14 protein-coding genes are annotated in these 17,040 nt (G+C 58.9%); all 14 read right to left on the reverse strand.

The features are described 5' to 3' along the window. Positions 1-302: 302 nt before the first annotated feature. The gene (gene accA, locus AB5Y83_RS05060) at positions 303-1,253 is read right to left on the reverse strand and encodes an acetyl-CoA carboxylase carboxyl transferase subunit alpha (protein ID WP_005338549.1); all 951 of its coding nucleotides are present in this window, start codon (positions 1,251-1,253) and stop codon (positions 303-305) included. A gap of 15 nt (positions 1,254-1,268) precedes the next feature. Then, on the reverse strand, positions 1,269-4,748 hold the full coding sequence (gene dnaE / locus AB5Y83_RS05065) for a DNA polymerase III subunit alpha (protein WP_368174811.1): 3,480 nt from the start codon (positions 4,746-4,748) through the stop codon (positions 1,269-1,271). Positions 4,749-4,786: 38 nt separating this feature from the next. Next, the gene (gene rnhB, locus AB5Y83_RS05070) at positions 4,787-5,377 is read right to left on the reverse strand and encodes a ribonuclease HII (RefSeq protein WP_069554272.1); all 591 of its coding nucleotides are present in this window, start codon (positions 5,375-5,377) and stop codon (positions 4,787-4,789) included. 120 nt (positions 5,378-5,497) lie between these two features. Then, positions 5,498-6,637 (reverse strand): lipid-A-disaccharide synthase, encoded by a 1,140-nt coding sequence (lpxB, locus tag AB5Y83_RS05075; RefSeq protein WP_040098041.1) that lies wholly within the window; start codon positions 6,635-6,637, stop codon positions 5,498-5,500. Continuing rightward, on the reverse strand, positions 6,630-7,421 hold the full coding sequence (lpxA, locus tag AB5Y83_RS05080) for an acyl-ACP--UDP-N-acetylglucosamine O-acyltransferase (RefSeq protein ID WP_005338557.1): 792 nt from the start codon (positions 7,419-7,421) through the stop codon (positions 6,630-6,632). Before lpxA ends, lpxB begins: the two co-directional genes overlap by 8 nt. Before the next feature lie 5 nt (positions 7,422-7,426). Then, positions 7,427-7,888 carry a 3-hydroxyacyl-ACP dehydratase FabZ gene (gene fabZ / locus AB5Y83_RS05085; RefSeq protein ID WP_005338559.1) on the reverse strand — a complete coding sequence of 154 codons (462 nt, stop codon included), beginning with the start codon at positions 7,886-7,888 and terminating at the stop codon, positions 7,427-7,429. A 24-nt stretch (positions 7,889-7,912) separates the two neighbouring features. After that, complete coding sequence (gene lpxD / locus AB5Y83_RS05090; protein ID WP_279488976.1) at positions 7,913-8,932, reverse strand: UDP-3-O-(3-hydroxymyristoyl)glucosamine N-acyltransferase; 1,020 nt, start codon at positions 8,930-8,932, stop codon at positions 7,913-7,915. A gap of 3 nt (positions 8,933-8,935) precedes the next feature. Beyond that, complete coding sequence (locus tag AB5Y83_RS05095) at positions 8,936-9,448, reverse strand: OmpH family outer membrane protein (protein WP_005338563.1); 513 nt, start codon at positions 9,446-9,448, stop codon at positions 8,936-8,938. A gap of 149 nt (positions 9,449-9,597) precedes the next feature. Then, entirely contained in the window at positions 9,598-12,129 is a 2,532-nt protein-coding gene (gene bamA, locus AB5Y83_RS05100) for an outer membrane protein assembly factor BamA (RefSeq protein ID WP_075114987.1), read from the reverse strand. A gap of 34 nt (positions 12,130-12,163) precedes the next feature. After that, positions 12,164-13,516 (reverse strand): sigma E protease regulator RseP, encoded by a 1,353-nt coding sequence (gene rseP, locus AB5Y83_RS05105; protein ID WP_058057878.1) that lies wholly within the window; start codon positions 13,514-13,516, stop codon positions 12,164-12,166. Next, positions 13,516-14,712, reverse strand: coding sequence for a 1-deoxy-D-xylulose-5-phosphate reductoisomerase (gene ispC / locus AB5Y83_RS05110; protein ID WP_201911488.1), 1,197 nt, complete (start codon positions 14,710-14,712; stop codon positions 13,516-13,518). The genes rseP and ispC overlap by 1 nt, the downstream gene beginning before the upstream one ends. Next, complete coding sequence (locus AB5Y83_RS05115; RefSeq protein WP_026034918.1) at positions 14,712-15,569, reverse strand: phosphatidate cytidylyltransferase; 858 nt, start codon at positions 15,567-15,569, stop codon at positions 14,712-14,714. Before AB5Y83_RS05115 ends, ispC begins: the two co-directional genes overlap by 1 nt. Before the next feature lie 27 nt (positions 15,570-15,596). Further along, positions 15,597-16,373 carry a polyprenyl diphosphate synthase gene (gene uppS, locus AB5Y83_RS05120; protein ID WP_005338574.1) on the reverse strand — a complete coding sequence of 259 codons (777 nt, stop codon included), beginning with the start codon at positions 16,371-16,373 and terminating at the stop codon, positions 15,597-15,599. A 72-nt stretch (positions 16,374-16,445) separates the two neighbouring features. Next, a complete protein-coding gene (gene frr, locus AB5Y83_RS05125) occupies positions 16,446-17,003 on the reverse strand; it encodes a ribosome recycling factor (RefSeq protein WP_005338576.1) in 558 nt (185 codons plus the stop codon). Positions 17,004-17,040: the final 37 nt, after the last annotated feature.

A 17,040-nucleotide genomic window follows, 5' to 3' on the forward strand; every position in this document is an offset into this window, starting at 1 on the left:
ACCTGTAAAAGCGCTCCGCATAGTCGGGGCGCTTTTTTATGCCGCTATCGGATGATCAAGCGGCTTGTCATGCCACCGCTAACGATGCCACAGGATGCAGCGGGCAGGCGACAGACAACGCGTTGCCGCAGTCCCTGACAGCCCTCACGAACAGCGTGGCATACCAACCCTTCCCCTCACCCGCGAAGAGTGAGCAGCGCCGTTTCAGGGCGCGTTGGCACAATCACCGCAAGACAGGTCATCAGCAATAAAAAACCCCCGTCGATGACGGGGGCCTGAATAGTCGGGGTTGACGGCAGCGCTTAGCAGTAGCCGTAGCCCAGCAGACGCTGGTAGCGCTGCTCCAGCAGTTGCTCGGTATCGAGCGGACGCAGGGCGTCCAGATCCTGCTTGATGCGGGCCTTGAGGTTTTTGGCCATCTTCTCCACATCGCGGTGGGCACCGCCGAGGGGCTCGTCGATCACGTGGTCGATCAGCTTGAGCTCTTTCAGACGCTGGGCAGTGATACCCATCGCTTCGGCAGCCACAGAAGCCTTGTCAGCGCTCTTCCACAGGATGGAGGCACACCCTTCCGGCGAGATGACGGAGTAGGTGGAGTACTGCAGCATGTTGACGCGGTCACCCACCCCGATTGCCAACGCACCACCGGAGCCACCCTCACCGATCACGGTGCAGACAACCGGCACGGTCAAACCGGCCATCACTTTCAGGTTGCGGGCAATCGCTTCGGACTGGCCACGCTCTTCGGCACCCACGCCGGGGTAAGCGCCCGGGGTGTCGATAAAGGTGATGATCGGCATCTTGAAGCGCTCGGCCATCTCCATCAGACGCAGGGCCTTGCGGTATCCTTCCGGACGCGGCATGCCGAAGTTGCGCTTGATCTTCTCTTTGGTCTCGCGACCCTTCTGGTGACCAATCACCATCACCGGCTCGCCGTCGAGACGGGCGATGCCGCCGACGATAGCCTTGTCATCGGCATAGGCGCGATCGCCAGCCAACTCGTCAAAATCGGTGAAGATATGCTCGATATAGTCAAAGGTGTAGGGGCGCTGGGGATGACGCGCCATCTGGGATACCTGCCAGGCACCCAGATCACCGAAGATCTTCTTGGTCAGCTCTTCGTTTTTCTTCTCCAGCCGGCGGATCTCGTCTTTCAGATCCACGGCGTGATTGCCTTCACTCACATGTTTGAGTTCATCAATCTGCGCCTGCAACTCGGCAATCGGCTGTTCAAAATCCAGAAAAAGACTCATAGGGCCTTAGAACCTCTAATCAAAAACCAATTCAACCCGCTCTCGTCCAAGCAGGACTCGCAAGTCATCTATCAGTTGATCGGTGGGCGTCACCCGCCACTCGGTACCGAGCGTCAATCGCACCCGGGAGCCGGGGCGACGATAGTTTACCTGAACCGGACAGACTCCGGCACGGGCGGGCTCCAAAATCTCGCACAAACGCGGGAAAAAGCGATCATCAATCCGCTGTTCATCGAGGGAGATACGGATTGCTCTGGCAAAACGCTCCCTCGCATCGTTGATATCCAGTAATTCTCGAGCCGACATTTTAAGGCCACCGGAGAAGTCATCAAAGCTGACCTGTCCAGAAACCACCAAAATGCGGTCTTTTTGCATCAATTCTTCATATTTTTCCAGCGCTTCACTGAACAGGGTCACATCGAGGCGACCGGAACGGTCGTCCAGGGTGAAGATCCCCATCTTGTTGCCACGCTTGGTCACCATGCTGCGAGCCGCGATCACCAGCCCCGCCGCCGTGGTTACGGTATCGCGGGAGGTGGGATGCAGATCGCACAGGCGACCCGAGGTATAACGACGCAACTCGCTGCTGTACTGGTTGATGGGGTGGCCGGTGAGATAGAGCCCGAGGGTCTCGCGCTCCCCTTCCAACCACACCTTGTCAGGCCAGTGCGGCACATTGGCAAACGCCTTCTTGACGTCGTCAATCTCTTCGGTAAGCACGCCGAACATGTCGACCTGCCCCACCGCCTGCGCCTTGGCGTGCTGCTCGGCGGCACGCATCGCCTCCTCCAGCGTTGCCATCAGGGCGGCGCGGTGGGGGCCGAGCCGATCCATGGCGCCGGAGAGGATCAGCTTCTCCATCACCCGCTTGTTGAGCTTCTTGATGTCGACCCGGTTGCAGAAGTCGAACAGATCGCGAAACGGGCCGTCCTGATCCCGGGCGCTCAAGATTGCATCGATGGGGCCTTCACCGACCCCTTTCACCGCCCCGATCCCGTAAACGATATGGCCATCTTCGTTGACCGAGAAGCGATAGCGACCGGTGTTCACATCCGGTGGGATCACGGTGAGCCCCATCCGCTGGCACTCATCAACCAGGGTCACGATCTTGTCGGTGTTGTCCATATCGGCGGTCATCACCGCCGCCATGAACTCGGCCGGGAAGTGGGTCTTGAGCCAGAGGGTCTGGTAGGAGACCAGCGCATAGGCGGCGGAGTGGGATTTGTTAAAGCCGTAGCCCGCAAACTTCTCCACCAGATCGAAGATCTTCATCGCCAGTTCGCCGTCGACGCCATTCCTGACGGCACCCTCCTCGAAACCGGCTCGCTGCTTGGCCATCTCCTCGGGCTTTTTCTTACCCATAGCCCGGCGAAGCATGTCTGCGCCACCGAGCGTGTAGCCCGCCAGGGTCTGGGCGATCTGCATCACCTGCTCCTGATAGAGGATGATGCCGTAGGTCGGTTCCAGAATCGGTTTCAGGCTCTCGTGCTGCCACTTCTCGTCCGGATAGGAGATCGCTTCATTACCGTGCTTGCGGTCGATGAAGTTATCCACCATGCCTGACTGGAGCGGGCCCGGTCGGAACAGGGCCACCAGTGCGATCATGTCTTCGAAGCAGTCGGGGCGCAGCCGCTTGATGAGATCCTTCATGCCGCGGGATTCGAGCTGGAATACCGCCGTGGTCTCGTAGCGCTGCAGCAGGTCGAACGACTTCTTGTCATCAATGGGGATGGCGGCGATGTCCACCGGCGGCTTGCCCTCTTTGGCAAGACGCGGGTTTATCATGCCGAGCGCCCAGTCGATGATGGTGAGGGTCCGCAGACCCAGGAAGTCGAACTTCACCAGACCGGCGTATTCCACGTCGTTCTTGTCGAACTGGGTGACCGGGTGATGGCCTTCGTCATCGCAGTAGAGCGGCGCAAAGTCGGTAATCTTGGTGGGCGCGATCACCACGCCACCGGCGTGTTTACCGGCGTTGCGTACGACCCCTTCCAGGCGGCGTGCCATGTCGATGAGGTCTTTGACCTCCTCATCCTGCTCGTAGAGCTCGGGCAGCTTGGGCTCGGCCTCGAATGCCTTGGCAAGCGTCATGCCCGGATCCGGCGGGATCAGCTTGGAGATGCGATCTACAAAGCCGTAAGCGTGGCCCAGCACCCGGCCCACATCCCGCACCACCGCCTTGGCCGCCATGCTGCCGAAGGTGATGATCTGGGATACCGCATCCCGGCCATACATGTCGGAGACGTGCTCGATCACCTCGTCGCGTCGGTCCATGCAGAAGTCGACGTCGAAGTCGGGCATGGATACCCGCTCGGGGTTCAGGAAACGTTCGAACAGCAGGTCAAATTCCAGCGGGTCAAGGTCGGTGATCTTGAGGGCGTAAGCCACCAGAGAGCCCGCCCCCGAGCCCCGGCCCGGACCAACGGGAATGCCGTTGTCCTTGGACCACTGAATAAACTCCATCACGATGAGGAAGTAACCCGGGAAGCCCATCTGGTTGATTACTTTCAGCTCAACATCGAGACGCTCGTCATACTCGGGACGACGCTCGGCCCGCACCGCCGGATCCGGAAACAGGAACTCGAGACGCTCCTCCAGACCCTCTTTCGATTTGGCCACCAGAAAATCTTCGGTGGTCATGTCGCCGGTCGGGAAGTTGGGCAGGAAATATTCGCCGAGACGCACCGTCACGTTGCAACGCTTGGCGATCTCCACCGTGTTTTCCAGCGCTTCGGGGATATCGGCAAACAGCTCGGCCATCTCCTCCTGACTGCGCAGGTACTGCTGGGGGCTGTAGCGACGGGGACGGCGTTTGTCCATCAGGGTATAGCCATCGTGTATGGCAACCCGGATCTCGTGGGCATCGAAGTCATCGGCGTTGAGGAACACCACCTCGTTGGTGGCGACCACCGGCAGCTCGAACTCGGTGGCGATGGCCACCGCCATGTGCAGATAGACCTCTTCGTCGGGTCGACCGGTACGCAACAGTTCGAGGTAGTAGGCATCGGGGAAGTGAGTCTGATAGAAGGCGACACACTGCTCGGTCATCTGCCGGTTGCCCTTGAGCAGGAACTTGCCCACATCCCCCTCGCGCCCGCCGGAGAGGACGATCACCCCCTTGGCATGCTCGGCGAGCCAGCTCTTGTCGATAACCGGACGCCCCTGCACGTGGCCGCGCTGGTAACCGCGGGAAATAAGCAGGGTGATGTTCTGGTAGCCGTCGTTATCCATGGCGAGCAGGGTGAGACGGAACTGCTCGCCGCCGAGCTCATCGCTCTGCACCCAGAAGTCGGCACCGACGATGGGTTTGATCCCCTTGCCGTGGGCTGCGCCATAGAAGCGCACCAGACCACACATGTTCATCTGATCGGTCAGCGCCAGCGCCGGCATGTTGTTGGCCGCCGCCGCCCCGACGATGGGGTTGATCTTCTGCAGGCCATCGACCATGGAGAAGTCGGAGTGGACTCGCAGGTGGATAAAACGGGGGTCAGCCATCGTCATCTCCTCTCGCTGCTCAAACTAAATGGCATGGTCTACTCGATCCCCAATGCGCGGCGCACCGGTTTGAAGCTCTTGCGATACTCCGGCAACGGGCCGCGCTCGGCCAGAATGGCGAGATGCTCCGCAGTCGGATAGCCCTTGTGGCGGGCAAAACCATATTCGGGATGACGGCTGTCCAGCTCGGTCATCTCCGCATCGCGGGTCACCTTGGCGAGGATCGAGGCGGCGCTGATGGCGGCCACCAGGCTATCGCCCTTGACCACGGCACGCGCCTCCATCGGCAAACTTGGGCAGCGGTTGCCATCGATGAAGACCAGCTCGGGGGTGACCTTCAATCCCGCCACGGCGCGCTGCATCGCCAGCATGGTGGCATGCAGGATGTTGAGCTCGTCGATCTCCTCCGGAGTGGCGCGACCGATGGCCCAGGCGAGCGCTTTCTCTTTGATCTCGTCAAACAGCGCCAGCCGCTTCTTCTCGGAGAGCTTCTTGGAGTCGTTGAGCCCCGCGATTGGCTTGGCGGGATCGAGAATGACCGCAGCGGTGACCACGTCACCCACCAGGGGGCCACGACCCACTTCGTCCACACCGGCAACCAGCTTGTCGTCAGGAATATCGATCATCATCTTGTAGCCTTGAATCAAAACAGGCCCCGTGGGGCCTGACAGGGGGTCGACTGACGCGGCATCACCGCTCGGAAAACGGATTAACGGGCTGTGCGGCGCAATCGACGGTCCGAAATAGCGTTATCTGCCGAGCAGATCCGCCACCGCATCGGCGGCCTGCGAGTCGGCATTGCAGCGGATCAGCTGATGCAGCTCGGTGAAGGTGTTGACCAGCGCACTGTTGTCGTGCTCGAAGTACTTGCTCACCTCTTCCACCAGATTCTCCGGGGTACACTCGTGCTGGATGAGTTCCGGCACCAGCATGCGACCGGCGAGCAGGTTGGGCAGAGAGACAAATTCGGTCTTCACCAGTCGCTGGGCCAGCCAGTAGCTGAAGGGCTTGAGCTTGTAGCCCACCACCATCGGCTTTTTCACCAGCATGGCTTCGAGCGCCGCAGTGCCAGAGGCCAGCATCACCACGTCGGCGGCGATCATCGCCTCGCGGCCCTGCCCTTCCAGCAGCACCATGTCGAGACCCGGCGCTACCTCAGCCTTGATGGCCATAAACTGCTCGCGCCGTTTCTGGTTGACCAGCGGCACGATGAAGCCGAGATCCGGATAGCGCACCGTCAGGTGTTTGCACGCCTCGAGAAACAGGGGAGACATAAAGCCCACTTCTGCGGTGCGGCTGCCCGGCAGCACCGCCAGCCAGCGGCGATTGGCATCGATACCGAGATTGCGACGCACGGCTGCCTGATCCGGCACCAGCGGAATATCGTCCGCCATGGTGTGACCGACAAAACGGCAAGGGGCATCGAAGCGGTCGTAGAAGGCTTTCTCGAACGGCAGGAAGGCGAGCACCATGTCGGTAGCGGCCTTGATCTTGTGAATGCGGTTCTGGCGCCAGGCCCACACAGAGGGGCTGACATAGTGAACCGTCTTGATACCGGCGCGGCGCAGTTTCAGCTCCACTCCGATATTGAAATCCGGTGCATCCACGCCGATAAAGATATCGGGCGGATTGGCAATAAAGTGGCGCAGCAGTTCGCGACGGACCTTGAGGATGCGCGGCAGACGGCCAAGCACCTCGGTGATCCCCATGACGGAGAGCTCTTCCATCTCGAACAGTGCCTTGACGCCGAGGGCCTGCATCCGCGGCCCTGCGATCCCTTCGAACTGCGCATCTGGGTAGCGGGCTTGCAGCTCGCGCACCAGACCGGCAGCCAGAATGTCGCCGGAGACTTCTCCGGCGACGATACCGATACGAACCGGATCAGGCACGGATGATCCCGCGCTCGTTATCTTTGAGGAAGTCCACATAGAGCTGGACGGCCGGTTCGGCTTGCGCCATCTCGATCAGCACCGGCAGCACCTCTTCGATGGTCTTGCCTGAGCGGAAGATCTCTTTGTAGGCACGCTTGACGGCAGAGATGGCCTCGGCGCTGAAACCGCGGCGACGCAGACCTTCAGAGTTGACCCCGAACGGCTTGGCGTAGTTGCCGGCGGCCATCACGTAAGGCGGCACGTCCTTGTTCAGGGCGGCGCAGCCACCGACGAAGGCGTGGGAACCAACGCGGCCAAACTGGTGAATGGCGGAGAGACCACCAAAGATCACGAAGTCACCGATCACCACGTGGCCCGCCAGGGTCGCGTTGTTGGCGAAGATGCAGTTGTCACCGATGATGCAGTCGTGGGCAACATGAACGTTGACCATGAACAGGTTACCGCTGCCCACCTTGGTCAGGCTCTGATCCTGAATGGTGCCACGGTGGAAGGTGCAGTTCTCGCGAATAACGTTGTTGTCGCCAATTTCGAGGAAGGTGCGCTCACCGGCGTACTTCTTGTCCTGGCAATCCTCACCGATGGAGGTGTGCTGGAAGATCTTGTTGCCGCGACCAATCTTGGTCGGGCCCTTGATCACCACATGGGAACCTACCCAGGTGTTGTCACCGATTTCCACCTCGGCGCCGATGACAGAAAAGGGGCCGATTTCAACCCCTTTACCGATCACGGCAGACTCATGGACGATGGCTGTATCGTGAATGATGGCAGTCTGGTCGATCACGTGTGTTAAACCTCGCGTTTGGCGCACATCAGCTCGGCGGTACAGACCACTTCACCATCGACGGTGGCGACACCGGTGAACTTGGCAATACCGCGACGCTCTTTCAGGAACTCCACGTCCAGCACCAGTTGGTCACCGGGGCCGACTGGGCGCTTGAAACGAGCGTTGTCGATTGAGGCAAAATAGTAGAGTTCGTTGGGAGACGGCTTGCCCACCATGGTAAAGGCCAGGATACCGGTGGCCTGTGCCATCGCTTCCAGGATCAGTACGCCCGGGAACACCGGCTTGGCCGGGAAGTGCCCCTGGAAGATCGGCTCGTTGAACGAGACGTTCTTGATGGCGCGCAGGGTTTTGCGCTCATCGCTGATCTCGTAGTCGTCTACACGATCCACCATCAGAAACGGATAACGGTGGGGCAGCAGATCCATGATTTCCTGGATACCCAGGCTCTTCTTTTCAGTAGTCAAAACAGTACCCTATACCAATCGTGATTATTCTTGATCCAGCTTCTTCTCAAGCTTGCTTAACCGCTTGTGCATCTCTTCGATACGCATCACCCGGGCGGCGGTCTTGCGCCACTCTTTATTGGTTTGCAGAGGGATGCCGGAAGAGTAGACACCGGGCTCGGTAATGGGTCGCATCACCATGGCCATACCGGTGACGGTGGCCTGGTCGCAGATCTCCATATGCCCGTTAAAGACGGAAGCGCCGCCAATGATACAGTATTTGCCGACCTTGAGACTACCAGCCATCACGGTAGAGCCCGCCACGGCGGTGCCGTAACCGATCTCCACGTTGTGGGCGATCTGGCACTGGTTGTCGATGATGACGTTGTCAGCGATGCGGGTATCTTCCAGCGCACCGCGATCAATGGTGGTACAGGCACCGATCTCGACCCGGTTGCCAATAGTCACACCGCCGAGCTGGGGGATCTTGATCCACTCGCCACGCTCGTTGGCATAACCGAAACCATCGGCGCCGATCACTGTGCCGGATTGAACCAGACAGTCGGTGCCCATGGTCACATTGTGATAGAGGGTGACGTTGGCCCATAGCCGGGAGCGGGCTCCCAGCCGGGTATTTTTGCCAACAAAACAGCCCGGGCCAATGCGTACATCGTCACCCAGCACGACGCCGGATTCGATCACTGCATTGGCGCCGATGGACACTCTCTCGCCCAGTTGCACGTCAGCCGCGATAACGGCGCTCGGATGAATATCCGTGGCCGGCTGCGGGGTGGTGTCCAGCAGTTGGGCTACCCGGGCAAAGCCCACATAGGGGTCTTTGAGCACCAGGGCATTGGTGGGACAAAATGGCAGATCCGCTTCTGTAATGAGCACGGCGGTCGCCTTGCTCTGCTCCAGATAGTGCCGGTACTTTTTGTTGGACAGGAAGGTGATATCCCCCTCCCCGGCCTTTTCCAGTGTCGCTACCTTGCGGATTTCCAGGGTTCCGTCGCCATGGACCTGGGCCCCCAGTTGCTGGGCCAGCTGTGCGAGAGTGAATGCCATCAATTAGTTGCTCTTGCTTACCTGAGAAATAACCTGGCCGGAGATGTCCAGCTTGCTGGCGGCATACGGGGCGGCATTGCGCTCCAGCACCAGATCGTAACCATTGCTCTTGGCGATGGAATCGATGGCAGCCTGTACCTTGGTCAGGATCTTGTTGCGCTCTTCGGACTGACGGCGACCGTTGTCCTGCTCAAAGGCTTGACGCTTCTGGTTGAACTCCATCTGCAGCTTGGCCAGCTTCTCCTGGTTCTGCTTCTTCTGCTCGGCGCTCATGAAGGCTTCATCCTTGCGGAACTTCTCGACCAGCTTCTGGCCTTCCTGTTCCAGCTTCTGCAGCTCACGCATACGCGGCTCGAATTCACCTTTCAGCTTGGCTGCAACGGCTTCACGCTGGGGCAGCTTTTGGAAGACTTCGCCCATATCAACCACGGCGATCTTGGTCTCAGCGAAGGCAGAACCCATGCCGGCAGCCATCAGTGCAAAGCTCAAACCAGCTACTTTCAACGCTTTATTCACACTTACTCCTTGTTCCCTCATGGCGAGGGCTACCTGATTTACCCGATTATGCAAGCGGCGTTAGGACCGTCTTGTTACCTGGTGAGGCACGCATACCGCGCGTCCCATCATTGAAGACCCCCACCGCATGGGTGGGGGCGAAACTCTGCTTAGAAGGTACGACCGATGTTGAAGGAGAAGACTTCGGTGCGATCCCCTTCGTATTTCTTGATCGGCTTGGCCAAGGCAAACACCAGCGGGCCCATCGGCGAGAGCCACTGCAGGGAGACACCGGCAGAGACCCGGATATTGCCCGGGTTGGAGTAGTCCTGGCTCAGATAGTTGCAATCAGAACCGGCGGCGCAAGGATATGCCCCGTTGGCAAAATCAGTGCTCCATACGGTACCTGCGTCCATAAAGACGGTTGAACGGATCTGCGGACGATAGGTCTCGGAGACGAACGGGGTCGGGAAGACAAGCTCCAGTGAGGCGACGGCCAGAGCGTTACCGCCTACCGAGGTGTCGGAACCTTCGTAGTAGCCAGTTTCACACGGCTGAGAACCCGTGCAACTGCCAGCACCCGGCTTGTTGTAGGTCTTGTAGATCGCCTTGGGACCAATGGTATTGCTCTTGAAGCCACGTACCGTATCGAAACCACCGGCATAGTAGTTCTCGAAGAACGGCAGCATGGAGTCATCGCCATAGCCGTTACCGTAGGAGACACGACCCTTGCCGATCATTACCCAACTGTGATCCGCATCGAGCGGGAAGTAGTGGGCATCTTCGGCAGAGAGCTTGTAGTACTGCAGCTCCATGCCCGGTACGGTCACCTTGGCGTTGATACGCTGACGATCGCCAGAAGTCGGGAACATCCCCTTGTTCAGGGTAGAGCGGGTCCAGCCAGCGGTGACATCAACGGTCACGAAATCGAGGTTGGAACCATCCTGTGAATAGGCATTCCAGAACTGATCCATCTGTACCGACTGGCGGTTATCGTTCCACTGATCCCAGCAGTAGGTATTGCCATCAGTATCCGGATTGTCCTTCAGACACTCCTGATAGTTCTGGGCATTGAATGACGGACGGCTCAACTTGGTGCTCTCGATACCGGTGCTGAAGTCGAGACGGTTGAACTCGTTGACCGGGAAGCCGCTGGAGAGACGGAAACCGATGGTTTCATTCTCGTAATCAACAATATCGGCATCATCGGCGCGGAACTGGTTGTAGTAGACCCGACCACCCAGGCTGACACCATCCACTGTGAAGTAGGGGTCGTTGTAGCTCAGGTCAACGTTCTTGGAGTAGTCGTTGGTGCTGGCGTTGATGGAGACCTTTTTACCGGTACCCATAAAGTTGTCCTGGGAGATCCCCGCCTGCAGGCTCAGACCCGATTCGGTACCGTAACCGATACCGGCGTTGATGGAGCCTGCTGGCTGCTCCTTGACCTTGAAGTCGAGGTCAACCAGGTCATCGTTGCCCGGCACCCGCTTGGTGTCCACTTCGACGCTCTCGAAGTAGCCAAGACGGTTGAGACGACTCTTGGACTGCTCGATGTTGTCGGAGGAGAGCCAGGTACCCTCCATCTGGCGCATCTCGCGACGCAGCACCTGATCTTCGGTGGTGGCGTTACCGCTGAAGTTGATGTTGCGCACATAGACACGGGGGCCAGGCTCAACGTTGACGATCAGCTCCACTTCTTTGGTCTTGTCATTGACCTGCGGGAAGGTGACCACTTTCGGATAGGCGTAGCCGTAACGGCCGAGGAACTTGGAGAGCACCTCTTCGGTATGAGTCACCTGACTGGCGGAGTAGGTGCTGCCGGCAGCGATCGGGATCAATCCCTTCATCTCGCCACCGCGATCGATCAAGTCACCCTTGAGCTGGACACCGGAGACCTTGTACTGATCCCCTTCCTTGATGTTGAGGGTGACGTAGACGCCCTTCTTGTCGGGGGTCATGGAGACCTGGGTAGACTCCTGCTGGAAGCGGATATAGCCGCGGTCCATGTAGTAGGAGCGCAGGGTCTCGATATCACCGGCCAGCTTCTGCTTCTGATAGCGCTGGTCGGCGGTGAAGTTCCACCAGGGCACTTCATCGCGCAGGGAGAGCTGGGCAATCAGCTTCTCTTCAGGGAAGACGCTGTTGCCGACGATGTTGATCTGCTGGATCTTGGCCGCTTCCCCTTCCACGAAGGTGAACTTGAGGTCGACCCGGTTGCGCGGCAACGGAGTGACGATGGCCTTGACCTTGGCGGAGTATTTACCCACGCCATAGTAGAAATCTTCCAGTCCCTTCTCGAGGGAGGTGAGTACGGTGCGATCCAGCGGATCACCCACACGGATACCGGAAGACTCCAGACTCTGGGTCAGTTGCTCCTCTTTGATATCCTTGTTGCCGGCAAACTCGATGCTGGAGATGGTCGGACGCTCCTTGACCATCACCTGCAGCACCTGGCCATCACGGTAAACCTTCACATCCTCGAAGTTCCCCGAGGCATAGAGCTTTTTGATGGCGCTGGCCAGAGCCACGGAGTCGACGGTATCACCGACCCGGATCGGCAGGTTCAACAGTGCGGCACCCAGGGTCACCCGTTGCAGACCTTCGACCTGGATATCTTGCACCACAAAAGAGGCAGGGGCCGCCTGGGCCAGGAAACTGGCACCCAGCAGGCAACTCAACACCAATGCTTTTTTAACAGCCATTTTGTTCTTATGTGTCCTTGTTGATGCTCTGGCCTCAGAGGCGAGCGAAATCGTTAAACAGCGCAATGCCCATCAATAACATCAGAATGGCGGCGCCGATCCTGAAACCCACTTCCTGTATTTTCTCTGATACCGGCTTGCCGGTGACCGCTTCGATCAGGAAATAGACCAGATGGCCACCATCGAGCACCGGCAGGGGGAACAGATTGATAATCCCCAGGTTGACACTGATCAGCGCCAGAAAACTCAAGAAATAGACCAGACCATAGTCGGCACTGCTGCCAGCGCCCTTGGCAATGGAGATGGGGCCGCTCAGGTTGTCCAGCGACACGATGCCACCGATCAACTTGCCAATCATGTCAAAGGTGAGCGTGATCAGACTCCAGGTTTTGTCCGCGCCATGCCACAGCGCCTGCAAAGGCCCATACTGTAACAGAATTCGATATTCATCCGGTAATGGAACCAGTTGCGGCGAGAGACCGACGAATCCTACCAGCTTGCCCTGCACCTTGCGGCTATCCGGGGTCAGGGTCACGTTGAGATCACTGTTGTTGCGCTCAACCACCACTTGCAGGGGCTCGCCCGGAGCCTGCTGCACCAGCTCGACAAACTGGACCCACGCGGTAATAGGCTGATCGCCGACCTTTTTGATACGGTCACCGACCTGTAGCCCCGCCTTTTCACTGGCACTCTTGGCCACCACTGCAGCCACGACGGGCAGCACTTTGCCACTCAGGGGGACGATCCCCAAGCTGCCAATGGGCGACTCTTTATCCGGATCGAAGGTCCAGCCGGTCAGCGACAAGGTTTTATCGGTGGCATAGCTGGTATTGGGTGCCTGCACCTTGAGAGTCACAGCATCATCACCCAGATGGCTGATAAGGGCGTAAGTGACGCTCTCCCAGTCACCGGTCTGCTCATCGCCGACCCCGACAATCTCCACCCCCGGCAGCACACCCGCCTCGGCCACGATGGAGGCCGGACGCACTTCACCGATCACCGGCTTGACGCTCGGCACCCCGATGATAAACATCAGCCAGAGGGCAAACAGGGCAAACACGAAGTTGGCCATGGGACCTGCGGCGACAATCGCCATCCGCGCCCAGACACTCTTGTGGTTGAAGGCATACTGCTCGTCACCGGGCTTGAGTTCATCGACCCGGCCATCGAGCATCTTGACGTAACCACCGAGGGGGATCAGCGCCAGCACATATTCGGTGCCATCTTTACCCATCCGGCGCCAGATCGCCTTGCCAAAACCGATGGAGAAGCGCTCAACCTTGACGCCACAACGACGGGCCACCCAGAAGTGACCAAACTCGTGCACCGCGACCAGCAGGCCCAGCGCAACAACAAAGGCACCGATATTCCACAACACACCGCCCATCAGCCAAGCTCCTCAATCAAAGTGTGAGCACGGGCTCTTGCCGCACCGTCCAGGGCAAACAGATCATCGAGCGAGCCGATGGCGCAGCTCTCCAGCGCCAGCATCACGGCCTCGTTGATCCGGGCAATATCCATAAAACCGATGCGCCCGGCCAGGAAGGCGGCAACCGCCTCCTCGTTGGCTGCATTGAGCGCAGTGGTCGCCGCTTGTCCCTTCTGGCAGGCATTGATGGCCAGCGCCAGACAGGGGTAGCGATCATAATCAGGCCGGATAAAGCTGAACTCTCCGACACTGAAGAAATCCAAAGGTTCCACACTGGAGGGGATGCGATTGGGATAAGCCAGCGCATGGGCGATGGGGGTACACATATCCGGATTGCCAAGCTGAGCCAGCACGGAGCCATCCTTGTACTGCACCATGGAGTGGATCACCGACTGCGGGTGGATCACCACCTGGATCTGCTCGGGCGCCGCATTGAACAGCCAGCGCGCCTCAATGTACTCCAGCCCCTTGTTGATCATGGTGGCGGAGTCGACCGAAATCTTGGCCCCCATCGACCAGTTGGGATGAGCGATGGCCTGCGCCGGCGTCACCTTCGCCAGCTCGCTGATCTCGGTGTAACGGAACGGGCCGCCAGAACCGGTCAGCAAAATCTTGCTGATCCCCGCCGCCGCCAGATCGCAAAAACCGGGCTGGCGCTGCACGGCGGTCGGCAGACACTGGAAGATAGCATTGTGTTCGCTGTCGATGGGCAACAGCTCGGCGCCATGTTCGCGCACGGCTTCCATGAAGAAAGCACCGGACATCACCAGCGCCTCCTTGTTGGCCAGCAAAATACGCTTGCCGGCACGTACCGCGGCCATGGTCGGGGCCAGACCGGCCGCCCCCACAATGGCGGCCATCACGCTATGGGCATCGGGGTGAGCGGCCACATCGCAGAGGGCTGCTGCACCAGACATGACCTGGGTCGCACTGCCGTGCGCTTTCAGACGGGCTGCCAGTTCACGGGCGGCATCCTCATCGACCATCACGGCAAAACGGGGGGAGAATTCGAGGCAGTCCCGCAACATGGCATCCACGTTGCGGGCGGCGGTCAACGCCAACACTTGCCAACTGCCCGGGTTATGGCGCAGCACTTTCAAGGTACTCTGACCAATGGAGCCGGAGGCTCCCAGAATAACCAGTGACTTGTGCATCAAAACTCCTGACTGAGTAGCAGATAACTGAGCAGAAATACCGGCAGAGCGGCAGTCAGGCTGTCGATCCGGTCGAGAATACCGCCATGACCCGGCAGCAGGGTGCCGGAATCCTTGATGCCCGCTTCGCGCTTGAACATGCTTTCGGTCAGATCGCCGAGTACGGAGGCTAGCACCGCCAGCAGAGAGCAAAACAGCACGGTGATCATCTTGGCAGGAACAAATCCCATCGACCAGGTAACGCCGATGGCCAGCAGGCTGGCGGTAAAGAGGCCGCCGCACATCCCTTCGATGGTTTTGCCCGGACTCACAGCCGGTGCCAGCTTGTGCTTACCGAACGCCTTGCCGAAAAAATACGCGCCAGAATCTGCCGCCCAGACCAGTCCCATCACAAACAACAGGATCCAGGCCCCCATCATGGGGTCATGGTAAAAGTTGTAACCACGGATGGCGACCAGCGACCAGAAGAAGGGAACCAGAGTCACCAGACCAAACAGCGACTTGAGCCAGATAGACTCTTTCCACAGCTTGGCGCTTTGGGGATAGCGCAGCACCAGCAGCAGACCCAGCAGCCACCAGCTTACCGCTGTCCAGAGCACGCCCATCACGAGGGGGTGCAGGTGGGGCGTCCAGAGTTGCTCCACCGGCAGCCAAAAGAGGCTGGCACCGAGCAACAGACAAAATACGATGGGCAACCATTGTTGCGGAGCAGCAGAGACAAACCCACTCCATTCGCGACTGGCCAACAAAAACACCAGCGCAGCCAACAGGGCAAAAAATTTCAATGGCAGAAAGAAGAGCGCCCCCAACACCAGGGGGATCAACATCAAAGCAGTAATAATTCGTTGTTTTAGCAAAAGAAACCTCTCTCTTGGGAGCGGGGTTTAGCCGGTCTGCTGCTCGGCGATCAATTCCCGTATCTGTTCACCCGTGCAACCGAAGCGACGCTCGCGGGCAACGAAAGAGGCAACCGCCTCACTGAACTCGGCCTCGTTGAAATCGGGCCACAATACCGGGGTAAAATAGAGCTCGGCATAGGCGAGCTGCCATAACACAAAGTTGCTGATGCGATGATCGCCACCGGTGCGGATCAACAGGTCCACGGGTGGCAGATCGGCCATGCAAACCTCACGGGTCAACATGGATTCATCAATGTCGTCAGCGGCCAGTTCACCGGCCGCCACTGCTTTAGCCAACTTGCGGGCCGCCTGGGCGATATCCCACTGTCCGCCATAGTTGGCCGCAATGTTCAGGGTCAACCCCTTGTTATTGGCGGTCAAGGCCTCCGCCTTGGCGATTTTGGCCTGCAACCGCTCACTAAAGCGAGCAGTATCGCCAATCACCTTGAGCCGGATCCCGTTGTTGTGCAGTTTCTGCACCTCACGACCCAGCACTGTGATGAACAGTTCCATCAAAGCACTGACCTCCCCTTCCGGGCGGCGCCAGTTCTCGCTGGAGAATGCAAACAGAGTCAATGCCTCGATCTTGGCACGCGCAGCAAAGGTAACGGCCTCGCGCACTGACTTGACGCCCGCCTTGTGGCCATAAACCCGCATCTTGCCTCGGTTCTGGGCCCAGCGACCGTTACCATCCATGATGATGGCGACGTGACGGGGTAAAGACGAGTTGGCACAATCACCCAACGCAGCCAAAAGCGACATGTAATTCTCCCACAAAGACAAAAGCGCCGTGCAGGGGCACTACACGGCGCTCGTAATATACCTTTCAGACGGTTAGATTTCCATTAGCTCCTTCTCCTTTACGGCAAGGGCCTCATCGACCAGCTTGATGTAGGAGTCGGTCAGTTTCTGGATCTCTTCCTGGGCGCGACGGTCGTCGTCTTCGGAGATCTCTTTGTCCTTCAGCAGCGCTTTCAGGTCGGCGTTGGCGTCACGACGGATGTTGCGCACGGCAACACGAGCGTTTTCCGCTTCGGCACGGACGATCTTGGTCAGGTCACGACGACGCTCTTCAGTCAGCGGCGGCAACGGCACGCGCAGGGTCTGGCCATTGCTGGACGGGTTCAGGCCCAGATCGGAGGTCAGGATCGCCTTCTCTACCGCCTGGATCATGGAGCGGTCAAAAATGGAGATGGAGAGGGTGCGAGCATCTTCTGCCACGACGTTGGCCAACTGTTTCAGCGGAGTGGCAGCACCGTAATACTCAACCTGGATGCCGTCGAGCAGGCTCGGGTGAGCGCGGCCGGTACGGATCTTGGACATTTGAGTCTTGAGCGCTTCTACGCTCTTGCCCATACGGTCCTTGGCGTCGTTTTTAATCTCGTTGATCACAGTGGTTTTCCTTTTGGCGAACGAGCCGCTACACGGC

The organism is Aeromonas sp. R5-4 (assembly GCF_040908215.1).
GTDB lineage: Bacteria > Pseudomonadota > Gammaproteobacteria > Enterobacterales > Aeromonadaceae > Aeromonas > Aeromonas veronii.